This window comes from uncultured Fibrobacter sp. (genome assembly GCF_937877005.1).
Classification (GTDB): domain Bacteria; phylum Fibrobacterota; class Fibrobacteria; order Fibrobacterales; family Fibrobacteraceae; genus Fibrobacter.
The window spans coordinates 1-16,323 of the sequence record NZ_CALEFV010000312.1 but is presented as its reverse complement, the minus strand read 5'-3'; the positions used below and the strand labels follow the sequence as shown (position 1 = coordinate 16,323).

4 protein-coding genes are annotated in these 16,323 nt (G+C 51.3%); 2 read left to right on the top strand and 2 right to left on the bottom strand.

Annotated elements, in window-relative coordinates:
- On the top strand, positions 1-1,591 hold a 1,591-nt coding region (locus Q0628_RS13800), incomplete at its 5' end, for a YidC/Oxa1 family insertase periplasmic-domain containing protein (RefSeq protein ID WP_298771938.1).
- 219 nt (positions 1,592-1,810) lie between these two features.
- Positions 1,811-13,564 (top strand): hypothetical protein, encoded by an 11,754-nt coding sequence (locus Q0628_RS13795; RefSeq protein ID WP_298771936.1) that lies wholly within the window; start codon positions 1,811-1,813, stop codon positions 13,562-13,564.
- 99 nt (positions 13,565-13,663) lie between these two features.
- Here Q0628_RS13795 and Q0628_RS13790 read toward each other — a convergent pair whose 3' ends face one another.
- Positions 13,664-14,599 carry a hypothetical protein gene (locus Q0628_RS13790; RefSeq protein ID WP_298771934.1) on the bottom strand — a complete coding sequence of 312 codons (936 nt, stop codon included), beginning with the start codon at positions 14,597-14,599 and terminating at the stop codon, positions 13,664-13,666.
- A 27-nt stretch (positions 14,600-14,626) separates the two neighbouring features.
- Positions 14,627-16,323: RNB domain-containing ribonuclease (locus tag Q0628_RS13785; RefSeq protein ID WP_298771932.1), on the bottom strand; the 1,697-nt coding region annotated here is incomplete at its 5' end.

The following is a 16,323-nucleotide window of genomic DNA, read 5'->3' as shown; positions in this document are numbered from 1 at the left end:
GAGCGAAGCGAAGCAATCCACCGCAGATTCTGCTGCGGTCGAAGCTCCTAAGACAATTGCTCCGCGTACGGTCACGGTCGAAACGGACAAGTTCATCATGACCCTTACCAACAAGGGCGGCAAGGTCCAGAGCGTGATCGTCAAGGCACTGCCGGATTCCGCGAACCATTTCCCCGAACTCATCCAGGATACCGCGCTCGGCGCCCTGGACCTTAAACTCGGCGGCGCCGATCTTTCCGAGGTCCTGTTTGACCTGGGTGACACTCCCGAAAAGATCAAGGTCGAAAGCGATGCCGAGGTCCTGTTCACCTTTACCGATGCGAACGGAGCCCAGGTGCTGCGCCGCTACGGATTTACCAAGGATGGCGTGGCTGTTCGTCAGGTGAATACCCTCAAGGGTTTCAAGGTTGAAAATTACGAGCTGTCCTGGAAGGGCGGCATGAAGGAAACCGAGGAACTTCCGAAGGGCAAGAGCTTCGGCGGCACCAGCTACTTCTTTAGCGAGGTGATCTTCAAGAACAGTGAAATCACCGAACGCGAAACATTCTCCGACGCCATGACCTTCGACAACGCCAACTACTACTGGGTCGGCATGCGCCGCAAGTACGTGGCGATGTCGGTGCAGTTCGACAAGCCGGTGCCGGCCCAGGTCAAGGCCAAGCACATTAATACGGCTACCGAAGGTAACCCGGATCCGGGCACCTACAGCCTCTCCATTGCAGACGAAGTGCGCGGCGATTCCGTTGCCTACAACTTCATGGTGCTCCCGCTGGAATGGGCCGAAGTCGAGTCGCTCGGCCAGGGCTACGAAAAGGTCATCGTGACCGGTTCCAAGTGGTTCCCCGGTTCCAGCGTCTGGTTCGTGTGGATTTGCGCCATGCTCCTCAAGCTGCTCAAGTTCTTCTACTCCATCATTCCGAACTACGGCGTCGCCATTATCCTCGTGACCTTCATCGTCCGCGGTATTACGACCCCGTTCACCATCAAGCAGCTCAAGTCGACCTCTGCCATGAGCAAGCTCAAGCCGCAGCTCGACGAAATCAACGTGAAGTACCGTAGCGATCCGCAGAAGAAGCAGGCCGCCATCATGGAGCTTTACGCCAAGAACGGTGTGAACCCGCTCGCCAGCTGCACCGGTGGCTGCCTCCCGATGATTATCCAGATGCCGATTTTCATGGGCCTCTTCTTCGTGCTCGGCCGCGCCGTTGAACTCCGCGGCATGCCGGCCTTCCTCTGGATTACCGACCTCAGCCGTAGCGACGTGATTTTCCATGGCTTCAGCATTCCGTTCATTATGCCCGATGGCCTCGCCCTTCTCCCGTGGATCATGGTGGTTACCACCTACTTCCAGACGAAGGTCACCATGAGTGGCAACGGCGCCATGGACCCCGCACAGGCCAAGATGATGGTGTGGATGATGCCCGCCATGATGTTCCTGTTCAGTGCGGTGATGCCGTCTGGCCTCGTGCTCTACTGGATTGTGTCGAACTTCTGGAGCATCATTCAGTATAAGATTATCCGTCGCGATGGCGATAATGCGCCCAAGACCGTGAACGGCAAGAAGGTGCAGGACGCCGAAATCGTGAAGTAGCTTTCTGGCTTTCAATTATTTATGCGAACCGGTCCTCAGGATCGGTTTTTGTTTGTTGTTAAATTGTTTATAGTATGTTTATATTTTGTTTATAAAATTTGTTGCGAATGAAATGCGTGACTCGGCTTTCAGCATTATTTCAATGCATTGACGTCAACATTCCGTAACCTTCCCGTAAGAAAACTATATTTTACACCGATTATGGATAGAGGATTTCTTATGAAGAAAATTCCGTGTTTTGGTGCATTTTTAACATCCATCCTGATGGTCCTGTTCGCCGTGTCGGCAACCTGGGCTGATCCGGTTTCATTGACGCCGTATACGAACGATGATACAGGCGAGAGCTTCTACTATGTCAATATGCCCTATACTGCTGCGACATCATGTACGCAAAACTATTCTAATCCTGTGGCCGAAACGGCATCCTTGGATATCGTAGAGACTGATTTTGCTTTGTTGACGGATGCTAATGGCAGAATTACGTTCAAGCTGTATGATGATGGCGGAATGGGCGGCAGTGTCACGCAAAATGCGGTGGGTAACTACCACAATTGTGTTAATAGCACTCTAACGGTGACCGTTCCTGAAAATTATAGGTTGTCTGTTCAGGGACGAATGAATACGGAGGGTGTGTCAGATTATATGTTTATTTATGACGCTCCCGATAACTCAGGTACTCCTCTTGGTGAAAGACAGATTTATAGTAGTGATTATGTTAATGGGGAAGAAAAGGGACCTTACTTTAGTACTGGCAATGCGTTTACATTCTTCTTCGAAACGGATTATAGTGGAAACTATGCAGGCCTTGATTTCACCGTGTCGGTGTTGCCTGTAAATTCGGTCTCGGTCAATTCCGTTTCTAACGGCGAAATGGCTGGAACGACATCTGCAGTGGAAGGTGAAACGGTGACCCTGACCGCGACCCCCAGTGAGGGCTATGTCTTTGGGGGAATTAAAGTCCTTGACGAGAACGGTAATCGAGTGCCGGTGAATATGAACGGCAATACGGTTACGTTCACCATGCCCGCTACGCCTGTGACTGTGACTCCTCATTTTGGCGACCCGGAAATACTTTCCTTTGATGACGATGGCTGCCTGGATAATGGAACGTTCTTCCTTGTAAAATGCGAAGATAATGCTTGCACGATTGCGCAGGGAACCGAGGGGTCGCAGGGGGACGGCTTCATGAGTTTCGCCTGTTGGAGTGACATGGTGCAATACATCGAAGAAGATGAAGGGCGCCTTTCCAGTACGATTGTCTTGGGATCTCCCTTGAATCTGGGTGGGTATGACGAAGATGCCGGCAATTGTCGCATGGCTTTTGTCCCGTTTGGTTCCAACCATGCCGGCTTTGATGGAAACGAAAATACGGTTGATGGATTTTGCGGCAAAGATGCCGGCAATGGATCGTGGTTTGTATATGCGAATTATGTCAAGAATGTCTCTTTGACGAATGCTTACGTATACGGCTTGAGCGCCTACCTTATTAGCGGAAACACCATTTCTAATGTAACCGTAGACCGGGCGACTATTATTGGTGGTACGGGTGCCGGCGTGATTGGAAATGCGGCCTCGATTGGAAATGTAACGGTAAAAAACTCGAATATCCATGTAGGTGAATACATTGAAGGCTTCACGATAGAAACAGTATATGCGGGAGCCCTGATGGCTCAAATGAGGACTGTCGAATGGTCTGGCCCCGTGCTGCTTCAGGGCAATACCGTTAGCGCAAAGGATGGCTTGATGGGCGCGTACTTGGGCGGTGTGGTAGGTGAGGTCGAAGGCTATAGTACCTCTGTGAACTTGACTGGTATTTCGGTCGAGGAAGCGACTGTCAATGGAGGTGCTAATGGCTATTATGTGGGTGGCCTGGTTGGCGCAAATTCTCGCGGAGTGTCTGTTGCCATTTCGCAGAGCAGCTTTACGGGAACTGTTTCGGGCGGTGTCGTGGGAGGCATTATCGGCCATGCGGATAATTACGAATCTCAAGTCATAATTAAGAACACGTACTCCGTGAGTACAATTTCGGGAACAACGGCTGGCTACATTGTCGGTGAATTGAGTGGTGGTGCAAACGTTGATTTTGAAGGAGTCTCCCTATTTAACAACTACCACTTCGGTTCGGACGAGGTGGAGCTTGGCGTGGGCTCCGTAAACGGATCTGTCTATGAAGTTGCAAGATGGATGGCCGGTTCCGGAAATGTCTTTGGCAATGTGCGTAATGCCGCGGAAAAGATGACTGCAACTGCGATGGGAAATTATCGCTACGACTATGAATGCATGGAAGACGAAGTTTATTGGGATTTCTTCATGTTCTCTTACAGCACCTGGCAAGAAGAATTGGGTGAAGACGAATACGAAGATCATGCGGATTTCGATGCGGCCACAAGGAATGCGGTGGCAAGCGAAGCGGACATGAAGTCCGACATGTTTGCGGCCCTGTTGAACAGGAACCCTGCGGATTACGATGCCGAATATGTTGCAAGCGAGCACAATATCTGGTCTAGGTCCAGTACGCAAAATGATGGACTCCCGGTATTTGCGAGTGGTTCCTTGCAGCCGAACCGTATTGTAGTTGTTGCTGAGAAGAGCTCGATGGGACTGACCTTGGAACAGGAGAGTTCTTTAGGTTTCAATGAGTGGAGCGGTAGTTTCTGCGACACATATGGCTCGGTTTCGAAAGCCATGATCGGCTATACCGACGCTTCGGGATACCTGAGTTCGGATTTCCAGGAAAAGGTCGGTGCATTGTTAGAAACGATTGCTTCTAACATGGGTACCGATGCTGCGATGCTGGTGGACAAGCAGGGTAATGAGGTTTTGCTGTCTGCGGCCCTTAGCTCTAATCAGGAGTGGCGTGTTGTTACTCCGAAGACTTACGATGTCGTTTATCAGTATTGTGACTATCAGAATGTTTGCAGGCTTTTTGAAAACGTAACTGGTACCTTGTTGGCGTTCTTGACTCCAAGAGTGGATCAGTATGCCGACGCGGCCGATGCTCCGCTGCAGCTGGTGCCGAATGTCGTGAGTTATTATGCACAGGGCTGGACGGAGGATGAACTGAAATTCACTTTCGAACTGCAGGATGAAGATGGTTATTCTGTTGATGACGCTGCCTTGGGGGCGCAAACTCCTGAAGGCACCGACATCTGGTCTTTCGAGGACATTGCCCAGAAGATTAGGGCCGCCGGTGTGGAAGGGGTCAAGACGATTGTGCTAAAGTACGCTGTTCCCTCTACTCATTATGGCGAGTTCCCATTGATTACCGTCCAGAATCCGAAAATGGTTGACATGGACATTGACGTCTATGGTTACGACCAGAACAGCTCGATGGTGCAGGTTGCCCAATCGAGTGCTTCGGGGGAGAACGACGGCATTACTGAAGGACGCGTTGATTATGGTGTCGCGGTTGGAATCGGTGAAATTCAAGAAAAGACGGGATATACTTTTGACAATACCTATTCCGTTGCTTACCAGTATATTGCAACCTTGGATAATTGTACTGCTCCCGAACCGAAAAACTATGTGGTGACGGACAGGTCCTTTGGAACATTTGAAGATCTGTCGGCCGAGATGACTGCATGCGGAACCGTAGAATGGAAAATAGAGAATCTTAATGTCGGAGATGCGACGGATGTGGCTATCCTTAATAACGTCAAGATGGCGAGCTTTGCCGCTAAAAAGAAGTATGGCAATTCGGTCACTGAAAAGTTGGTGATTGTTCCTAGCTATTCGTTGGTTCACTATAATGTATCGTTCGACCTGAATTTGCCGGAGGGTATTGAGGATAATTCGTTTATTTTCTTCGGTCGTTCTTGGAATGCCGTGAAGGATTTGACTGTTGAAGGTCCGAATTTCCCTAATGTCTATACGAATGCGTGCCCGACGATGATCGCTTGGTCTCCCGTGGCAGATGCTAGTGAACTTCCGTCCTGGTACTTTGACGCGAGTTACTACAAGAATTACGTGAATCGTAATTTCTTGCCCTATGTTACTCTTGATGCCGATAATGGCAATGCGACAACAGCCTATGTCTATTGGAAAGAAGACGATTGTCCGCCACCTGAAACCATTGTGCTTTATTATACTCCCAAGCTGAAAGGTGCCGGTATTGAAACTTCCCCTGCTACGATTGTCCTGAAGCAGACGCTGAACGAGACGTTGAATACGACGGTGGATCATCCGATGCAAGTTGGTGATGATCGGTGGTATTTGCAACTGCCAGATGTGGACGATACGATGACCTTTGTTGTCGATGTGGATGTCGAAAAGGGGTATACGATTTCGGAAATAACGTATGAGGGAATTCCTAAGGACGATCATGGTGTCGTTGCAACCGACGAAGAGTTCACTCTTGGCTTTAATGACCCCGAGACGGGCGACAGGACCCTTTCTGTCAATACCGCTATGATTACCAGTGGTGAACTGACCATTGACTTCGATTATGCGAATTACGAAGTGAACTTTGTTCGTCCGACGAATGAACTTGCCGTCAGTTTGGCTGATAAGGAAGTCTATGTAGCGGATCCCTATACCAACGAAGGATGGTTCGATGCCAGGGTGTATACCATGGCCAATGTTGACGATGAATACGCTAGCGCAATGCCCGAGCTCTATGCTTTGAATGGTTGTATTGCCTGGTCGACAACATCGTCTTATGATGCGATGTCTCCGGTCTTTAGAAAGTTTAATGAGACTGCTGTCCAGAATTTTGGGAATTCTACGGAACTTTATCCGGTCTATTTCACTGCAGAGGATAATGCAAATCTCTGTAGCGATGCTCCGACGGAAACCTTCACGGTAACCGCCCATGGTGCAAACCTGCAAGGACTGGAACTGCGGCAGATTATCGGTGTCACGGGTGACGGAGACGTTGCCGATACCATAAAGCACCAGTTTACCCAGGATCAAGACGACGAGACGCTTTGGACCTTGAGCGTTCCGAAGGTGAGCGCTTCCCAGGCCGTTGCGGAATCCTATGTTCCGTTCACCTTTGAAATTCGCGCCATTCCTGCCGAAGGCTATGCGACGTATAGTGAATCGTATTATCATCTCATGGTTCAGGAAGGTGATGGTGCACTGAAGGTTCCGTATGAAGACGGAATTCTTACGACGAATGGAAGCAATGTGACGTTCTATGTGGATGTGATTGGTGGCGGCTATACGGTTGCCCTTGATACTACGGATTGGTCTTATATTGCGGAATCCAATGGCGTTTTGGGATACAGCAACGATAAACATGAACTTTATGTTCTTGATGAAGATCGAGACCTTCCGGATTCTTACGAGCTCGGTGAAACAGCCCAAAAACTGCCCGTGCTTTACGCAGCTTCTTATCAAGTTCCTTCACATACCTTTGTTATTGCTGGATGGACCTACTATCCAGAGAGGGCGAACTGTGTAGTTACGCATGCTAAAAACGATGAAATCTACTGTATGGGAGGAGGAACCAATGCTTCCGCCGAATTTAGCGAAATATTTACCGATTTCTCTGGCGACTTGGTTGCCGCAGCCCTGGCAGCAGAAGCGGCGGGAAACCTTGTTATTGAAAACAAAATTATTACACTGAGACCTGTTTGGACTAGTGCTACGAAGGCTAATGTTGGAGCCCAACGTGTTACAATCGGCTGTCCTAAAAATGAAACTATAGATGGATGTGGTACAAACGACCATCCGATGACAATAAGTCTCTCGCAAACTTTCAGTATGGCGGGGGAACAAGTTACTTTGACGCATACTTCCGATTCGGCCATCGCTTTGCCTTGGATAGATGGCCATGAGGAAATTGCTATGGATGTTGCGATTCAGGCGAATCCGGGGTATGAAGTTAATTCTATTAAATTTGAATTTATAGATGAAGAAGTTGCCGAATATAATAGTGCAGAAGGCAAAATGGTTTTTCAAACATGGAACTATGGCGTAAATACGCATATTGTGCCTGATGGATTGTCGTATTCCGACTACACGGTCACCTTCGATATCAGTTCGCTCAAGGATAGTATCGTAGTACTCGGCAAGAGCTGGATGGAATTCGACGGTACGAAGTCGATGAATGTGGGAACAAAAAATGAATATCCGAAAATATACGTGTTCACGGATTATGAATCGAAATTTAACGAGGTCTTATGGGCAGATGCAGCAAAGAAGGAGACTGATTTTGATGAACCTGCCGATTGGGATGCGTGGTATACAACCTTTATGAGCAATACGGCGATTCCGAAATTTAATTCTGACTTGATAAAGAACGTTCTTGGCGACGAAACATCCACGGAGATGACGCTATATCCGTTGCCGGTTTTGTATTTGCAGGGTGATCTCGAGGCGCGTTCCTATCAGGAAATTTCTGCCGTTGTGGATGTTGATCATTTCCCTGAAGAAGAAGATTACCATGGCCATATCGTGTTGACACAGACTTGGAATGGTATGACATTTAAGCAAAAATCGTATCTGTCGAATTACAGTGATTACTACGAACTTAAATTGAAGTGCCCCTGGCCGCTCGATGATACTTTGGAATTTAAGGTAGTGACGGAGCCTGATCCTGGCTACGAAATGAGCCTGGCTAGCGAGAATATCAGTGATCCCGATGGAGAAGGCTGGGGTTACAATGCCGAAACGGGCATATTGAAAATCTCTGGCACCCATTTGGGAGATTTGACAGTCCGCTACATCCTGCAACATTACAATGTGGACTTCTCGATACCTGCAGATGCCGAAATCTTCGTAGCAAGTAAACTAGTCTCCGAGGATCAATACGAGGTTGACTGGTTTGATTCGCAGACCGATGTGACCGTGGACAATATCAAGGCTCCGGTTATTTACGATGCGAACGGCTGCCTTGTATACTGGAAGGTTGTCGATTCCGAGGCCCATGATTCGGACCTTGTGAACATGCTTGCCTACATGATTTCGACAGAATCGTCGGATTCGGCAAGCAACATGCTCGTTCCCGATATGGAATATACCAAGTGTGATCAGAATTCGCGTACTTACAAGCAGACTTTGACGGTCGAGGGCGAAGGTACTATTCACCTGGAACAGGTGCTGGGAGACGCTGTGGTCAAGCATTCATTTGTTGAAGATGGCGAAACCGGTGTGTTGACATTGAATGTTCCTGCAGCCTACAATGAAGTGGAACCGGATTTCCAGATTCAACAGACGGGTGTAAGGTTCAGAGTTGTGGCTGAACCAGCCGAAGGCTACTCCTTGGATGAAATTACTTACGAAACATACAACGACGGTAACCATCAGACGAACATCCTGAGGACAGACAGTTCGTTCGTGAACGTGATGAGAGCCTTGCCGTGGACTGTCAAGTTCAAGCGCCTTGCTCCGATTTACGTGACCTACGATTTGTCGCTTTCTTCTGCAGAAGATTCCGCAAACACTTACCTGCCCGCAGATGCCAAGACTGCCGAAACGCTTGAAATCGCATCTGCCGCCGATTCGGTTCCCTTCTGGAAACCGTTCCGCACCGATGTCTGCTTCAAGGGCTGGTCGACTACGTCGCTTGCGAACTTTGTCGAAGGCGATGATTCTCTCTTTACGGCATTTAACGTGGACAACTTCTCGGAATTTAGCACGATTGGCGATAATGCGACGAAACTGTATGCGATTTGGGGTGAATGCTCTGAATCTCCGGCTAAGACGCTTGCGGTGGAAAATGGCGAGGAACATGCGAAGCTCGTTCTTTATCAGCTCTTTGGCAATGACACGCTGTTCCACGAGATTACGAACGATGGCTTAACCCTGGCCGGAGACGCGTTCGATTTCTATCTGGATCAAACCCGTACCGCTCCGGAATTTGGCTACAATTTTGCCGACGAAGCCGAGTTTGCGCTTTCCTACACCTATCTGCTCCCGACCGAAGAAATTTCGGAACCGGTGTCTGTTGAAAAGGACGGAACGGATGGTGCTTGGCGCTTGACGACGGATGGCTTCGATAGTGAGCCCACCTATACGTTTGCCATTGCTATGGATGATGCGGTATATCATCTGGCACTCGACGCGAATGCGGAAGACGTGTTCTATGGGCCGGGCTTCAGCTGGAACTGGTCTTCCGAAGATGCGAGCTATGAGGATATGCTCCCTTCGAACGTCTATCGTGCGGGTTACGTGCTTGCGGGTTGGACTTTCGATGGCGACGAACAGCTCCTCCGCTATGACGATGACTTTATCGCTGCATTCAGGAATTATCGCAAGTCGCATGAAAATGTCGCTCCTGACACGCTCCACGCGGTGTGGACCCGCTCGGGTCAGATTGGCACATACATTCTTCAGTTGTCGCCCGAGACACAGGAGCGCGCTGCGGGAACGCTTACGTTCAGCCAGACGATTGGCGACTCTACGGTAGTTTCTACCATAGAAGGGGGGACACTCCTAGTTCCTGCTATTGAAGGCTTGCAGTTGAATGCGAACTTCACTCTTGATTTGGATCATTCGTTTGATGGTTCGGCGCCGATTAGCGTAATGGATTATCTGGGCAACCCAATCGGTTCCTATGATAATGGGGATGCGATAACCTTGGATGAATCCTTCGGCGCGGCCGGAACGACAATCTATATAGACGTGGCTACGGCCTATGTCGATTACAGCTTCGCTTTCGATGTGAACGCAGCTGCAGGCGACACGCTGTTCTATGGTACGAACTGGCAGTCTGAAAAGTCCTACAGCATGGAATCCGAAGATCGCGCGTTCCCGCTGTCCGTATACCAGAGAGGCAAGTGCCTGATTGGTTTTGCGTTCAGTGAAGCGGCAACCGCTTCGTACACCGGAATCACTCCCGAGTTTGTAGCCGCTTACAATGAACTAGATACGAAACCGACGACTCTCTATGGCGTGTGGGCCCCGAAGGGTGAAGACTGCAACCCGGCTACGGTTACCCTTACGACGGAAAATACGAGTGCTGAAGGTGCATACATGTTGACGAATGCGGACAATGATTATGTAGGCCCCAGCAAGGATGTTCCGGTGGTGATTCCTGTTGCAGATGACCTTGTATTCACGGTCTCGTTCATACCTGAAGACATTTACTATGCAGATGAAACAATCTCTCTGTCCGGTAGTGATGACTTCAGCTATGACCTTGCTAACGGAAGTGAGTTCACGTTCAAACAGGACATCGTGCTCAAGGCCGAAACGTACCTCAGCTCGATTGAAGTTGTCCTTGACATGAATGCGGGTTCTTCGAACGTGTTCTATGGAGAAGACTTTAATAGCTTCTGGTGGAGAGCTTCTAGCTATGGCGACACCATTCCGAAGGATGCCTACCGGACAGATGCCAAGCTGGTGGGATGGAGCTTCTATCGCAATGCGACACCGGATCAGGTGTTCCAGGTGTATGACGAAAGCTTCTACTCCCGCTATGAAGACTATCTAGAATCCGTTGTCAAGAATATCACGCCTATTGCTGAAGGGGATTCCGATTTGCCCGATTACGGGGTGGATTTCCCCACGAGCCAGTATCCGGTTCTGCATGCCGTGTGGAAAAAGGATTCCGTCGAAACCCGCATGGTTACTTCTGAAAGTGCGGATCAGGGTGTGCTGATGCTCTCGCAGAACGTGGGTGACAGCGTATTCTCGTACATCGTTACGGAGCAGGGCTTGCAGGTTCCTGCCGTGGATAACGGCATCAAGTTCATGGTAAGCTTCTATCCCAATGACGCATGGCAACTGGATGGAGAACGCTCCATTGTCCTTGCCGAAAAGGACAAGACCGTGGGCTACGTCGAAAATAATGCGGAATGGAACATGACTCAGTCGACGGCCATTTCGATCCAGGCGAACTTCAATGGATTCCGCTTCGTGTTCGATGTGGATTCCAGTGAAACCTTGTTCCACGGTGACGACTGGGTTGCGCAGGGTAACTACGGAATTTCCGCGAACAAGCCCGCTGACCTGCCGAAGATGGTCTACAGCTCGGCCCGTTGTCTTGCTGGCTGGAGCGTGAAGTCCGATAGCAAGCATTTCTACACTGCATTGAACGAGTCCCTGGTGGAAGAAATCAATGAAGCTTATCCGAAACTGCCCAGAGACGGATCCGTGGCGGTGACGCTGTATGCCCACTGGGCGACGAATGTCGAAGATTGTGCCGGCAAGTTCAACCTCGTCAGCATTGAACAGGAAAACGGCAAGGTTGCCCTGGTGGAAGCAGAGCGCCGTTCAATGATTGACGGAAAGGTCGAAGAGGAAAACGAAAAGGTACATGTGTTTACCGATAAGGGATCCATGTTCCTGCCTGCTGATATTCCGGGGAACTGGTACGGCGTCCGTTCCGTGCCTGACTCCAGCTTCATTCTAGATTCTCTCGCTGTTATTCTCGACAGCCACGTGGTGGCAGTCCTTCACGAAGGAGAGCTGTTGCCTGAAGAAATCCATGGAGCTTCGTTCAAGGCGTACTTCGGCAAGAGCAACAAGACCAGCATTGAAATCGTGGAAAAGGAATTCCTGCAGAGCGACAATGCGATCAAGCTGAGCTTCAAGGCGAGCGATTTCGAAGTGACTCGAGGCGTGCTTGCTAGAGTGCAGATTATCGATGTCCAGAGCGACACGGTGGTTCGCGACACCCTGATTGGGGATTCTATCGCCATGGCGTACGAGGACTCCCTGGTACTGCTCATGAACAAGCCGGGAACCTACAAGATGGTTCTGACTCTGGAAGACTCGGCAGAACTGGCGGAATACAGCGAGGAGTTCGTCGTGAAGGCCGCGATCGAAGCTTTCGAGGCGGATGGCTGGCAGATGGTTTCGCTTGCGGCCGTGGACACCTCTGCAATCGACTGGACTACCGGCGATCAGGTGTTCTACTGGTGGGATGAAAGCGGAACTGGCGAATACTGGAATTACAAGGCGTTCGGACGGGGTGATTCTATTGTCAATACCCGAGGAGCCTGGTACAGTTCGCTTAAGGGTAATTCGCTTGCCCTGCTTAAGGATATCGAAGATGACGGAAAGGATGCAGTCTGGGAGCTTGACAGCGTGACTAGCGGTTGGAACCTGGTCGCGAATACGCATGGCTGGTCGGTGAACCTGTTCGCCAACCATCCTGAAGCCCAAAAGGATGTTGACGAAGAATCCGAAATCAGCTTCTGGAGCTATAATGCCGAAAAGGCCGATTACGAAGAAGTCAGCGTGCTGAAGCCCTACGAGGCCGTATGGGTGAAGGTGTCGAAGAAGACTGAATGGATTGTTTCCGGTGCGCCGGTGTTCACTTCGAAGAACGATAAGGAAACGACGGAACCTGAAACCGAAGGCGATTCTCTGGAAGGCCGTGTCTTGCCGAGACGCGTACTTGCCAAGTCTTCGACGAAGGACCGCTGGACGCTGCAGGCGATGCTTTCCGACAAGAACGGCAAGCAGGATGTCTGGAACATCCTGGGTGCGGGTAATAATCCGTTCGTGGCCGAGGAACCGCCTTCCAGCATGGGTGACCACGTGAACCTCTCGATTCTCGAGGGCAAGCGGGCCTTGGCTAAGTCCATCAAGACTTTCTGCGACGAGATGGAATGGACCGTGGCGCTTTCTGCGGCAAGCGACCGAGTGGGCTATCTGACGCTCGTCGGTATCGATGGCGTGAATGCCTATGGTTATCATGTCTACGTGACGGTGGACGGCAACACGACCGAGATGAAGGATGGCGTGCCTCTCAAGGTTTACCTGAAGTCTAGTGCGAAGACTGCGACCGTGCGCGTGGCAACAGCAGCGAAGGCTGTGGTTCAGAATACGCTCAGGGGCCTGCGCTCCGCAAGGCTCGGCAACAAGCTGCAGGTGTCCTTCGATGCCTCCGAAGGCCTTGCGGGCACCAATGCTCGCGTCGACCTGATGGACATGAAGGGACACGTGATGTCGACGGTGTCCGCGAAGACGGTGGCGGGCTCGAACGCATTGGTGCTGGACGCTCCGAAGTCGGGCCTCTACATGCTCCGCGTCCGCGCAGGCTCGGCACAGCAGGCAGGAAAGGTCTTGGTGAAGTAGTCATCGACCCGGTCGATAGAGTACATTGCTCTTGAATAATGAAAAGCCCCCTTCAGGGGGCTTTCCTTTATATGCTCTGAAAAGGGAACGATTTCGACTTTATTTGTACTCGTCGCCTTCGAGCGGTTTTCCAAGAATTTTGTATTTCGTCTTGATTGCAGTACGGAGGATTGGCCAACCCACCTTGTCGAATGCCTTTTGCCAAAGGTGGTCAACGGCCTTGGAGGCCGTGTTGCCAAACGGAGTCGGTAGCCATTCCTTCTTGAAATCGGGAGCGAGGCCCGCATTTACGGCGAGCTCGGCGTAATTGGCGTTCAGGGCGTTGTAGGCCTTGTGCCGGATAAAGTGAACTTTCTCCTTGATGTCGAAGCGGCGCTGCAGTAGTTTGCGCTTTACGAAACCGCAGCCCTGCGCGATGAGCTCGGGATAGGCGAACATGACCGGTAGATGAGTGCGGTAGAGTGCCGCAGTCTGTACTTCGGCTTCTTCAAAAACGCGAGCCATGCCTATTTCGAGGCGGTGGACGACATCATAGAAGGTTTCCTGCTCCGGTGTTTCCAGAAGGTGCAAGTAGAAAGCTCCGAGTGCCTCCTGCTTGATGTACAGAAAAAACGACTGGAGATGCGGTCGCACTTCGTCGTTCTGCGTGAGCGACACGACATCCGCTGTGCTTGCCTCGGCGCGTTCTATAAATTCCGCGAACTTGTTTTGGTAATAGACGATAGAGTCGTTTACGAGCAAAAGGCGCGTGATTCCGTTCAGCGGAGCAAAGTTTCCGTGCCCGTTGGCAAGGTCCTTGAGAAAGCGACGCCACATGCCGAAATCGAATCCGTGGTTTTCGGTGAGATACAGATGAATCCGGTTCTCCTCGAGAAACTTCATCGTATCGGCAGAAAGTGGCCTGTTGTTTGTGAGGAGCACGACCGTGAAGTCTTCCGTTTCAGCCAAATGCCTAAGTGCAAACTGTACATAGCCCGGGAGCGAGTCTCCGGTCTGGTACGATGCGTAGAGGATAATCTTGCTGGAAATGGGCATAGGCTTGCAGCAGTTTTCTATTGACGGTTAACGTTTCCTGCCGCGGTTGCTACGGCTGGGGGCCTTGCGGGATCCGCGCGGCTTGCTCGCGACATGGAAGTCCTCGCGGTCGCCACCGCGACCGCTGCGGGATCGCGAGCCGCGGCCGGTGCGTTCGAAAGTGGGGGCGTCGGCATCGAACCGGCCGCCGCGCGACTTGCCACGGTTCCCGTTACGGGTGTCGCGCCCGCCGCGGTTCCAGCGGCCATTCGCCGAGACGAATTCCGGTGTGTCGTCATCGAAGTCCTCGTTAGGCTGGCTCACGTATCCGAGCGCTTCTGCGGCGGCAGCACGGTCGGCACGTTCGTCCTTGCGGCGATCTCCTTGGCGGCGCTTCTTGGGTTCGGAGCTCAGCTTCTCGATGATACTGAAATCGGCCTGTCCGCGCAGCGGGTCCACGCGCAGGAGTCTCACCAGCACCTTGTCGCCACGGCGGAAGGTGCGACCGCTCTTCTTTCCAAAAGCGAGTCCCTGGTCCGGATTGAATACGTAGAAATCGTCGCCCGCAATGTCGCGGAAACGCACCAGGCCTTCGGCGATGGGGTCGGCGATGGACACGTAGATACCCCATTCCTCGATGCCCGAGACGGTTGCCTCGAAGTCGTCGCCAATGCGGCCCTTCAGAATCCAGCAACTGCACACCTTGATAGCGATGCGCTCCACCTTCATGTTCTTGATTTCATTCGCCGAAATCAGGTCGCATACCTCGATGACGCTATTCTTGCGTTCTGCCGTAATTTCCTTGCCCTTGCGGGCGAGCTCGCGATGGCACCATAGGTCCGCATAACGGCGGATGGGACTTGTGAAGTGCGCGTAGTCCTGCCAGTTCAGGGCAAAGTGTCCGAAACTGTTGCTGTCGTAATGAGCCTTCTGCATGCTGCGCAAAATGCGATTCGTGAGTGTCTCGTCGCCGGCGGCGCGCTTAACCAGATGCTCGTACAGTTTGAAGGCTGTCATGTTCAGGTTCGTGTCGCCGCTGCGAGGCTTGCCGAGGTCGCGCAACATTACCGGGGAATCCTTGAACAGGTCCGGGTACATGTAGTACAGTTCCATGATGTCCTTGGTATCTGGGGCTTCGTGGATACGGTAGATTCCCTGGAGCTTGCGTTTCTTGAGCTCCTTGGCGCAGCAGTTATTTGCGATGAGCATGCACTCTTCCACCCACGAATTCGATTCGTCGGTGGTGCGGGGGTAAATCTTTTCTGGTTCGCCCTTCTCGTTGAACTTGCAGCCGTATTCGGTGCTCTGAAATTCCAGCAGACCGTCCTTGGTGCGGTTTTTCTTGAGAAGCGCCGTCACTTCGGCGAGCGCCTTGATGTCGTCGTTGCCGTTTTTCATCATTTCCATCGCCTGCTCATAGGTAATGGAGAGCGTAATCTTCACGATACTACGATGGAAATCCCAACTGAGTACGTTCGCGTTCTTGTCGAGTTCCATCATGCAGGTGAATGCGCAACGGTCTACGCCTTGGTGCAGACTGCACACGTTGCTCGAAAGCTTATCGGGAAGCATTGGCACTGCGGTCCATGGCAGATACTGCGTATAGCTTCTTTCGAGAGCTTCCTCGTCGAGTTCAGATCCTTCGGGTACATAGTAGCTCACGTCTGCGATGTGTACGCCCAGTCTGTAGCCACCGTTTGGCGTGCGTTCCACGCTGATGGCATCGTCGTGGTCCATGGCACCTT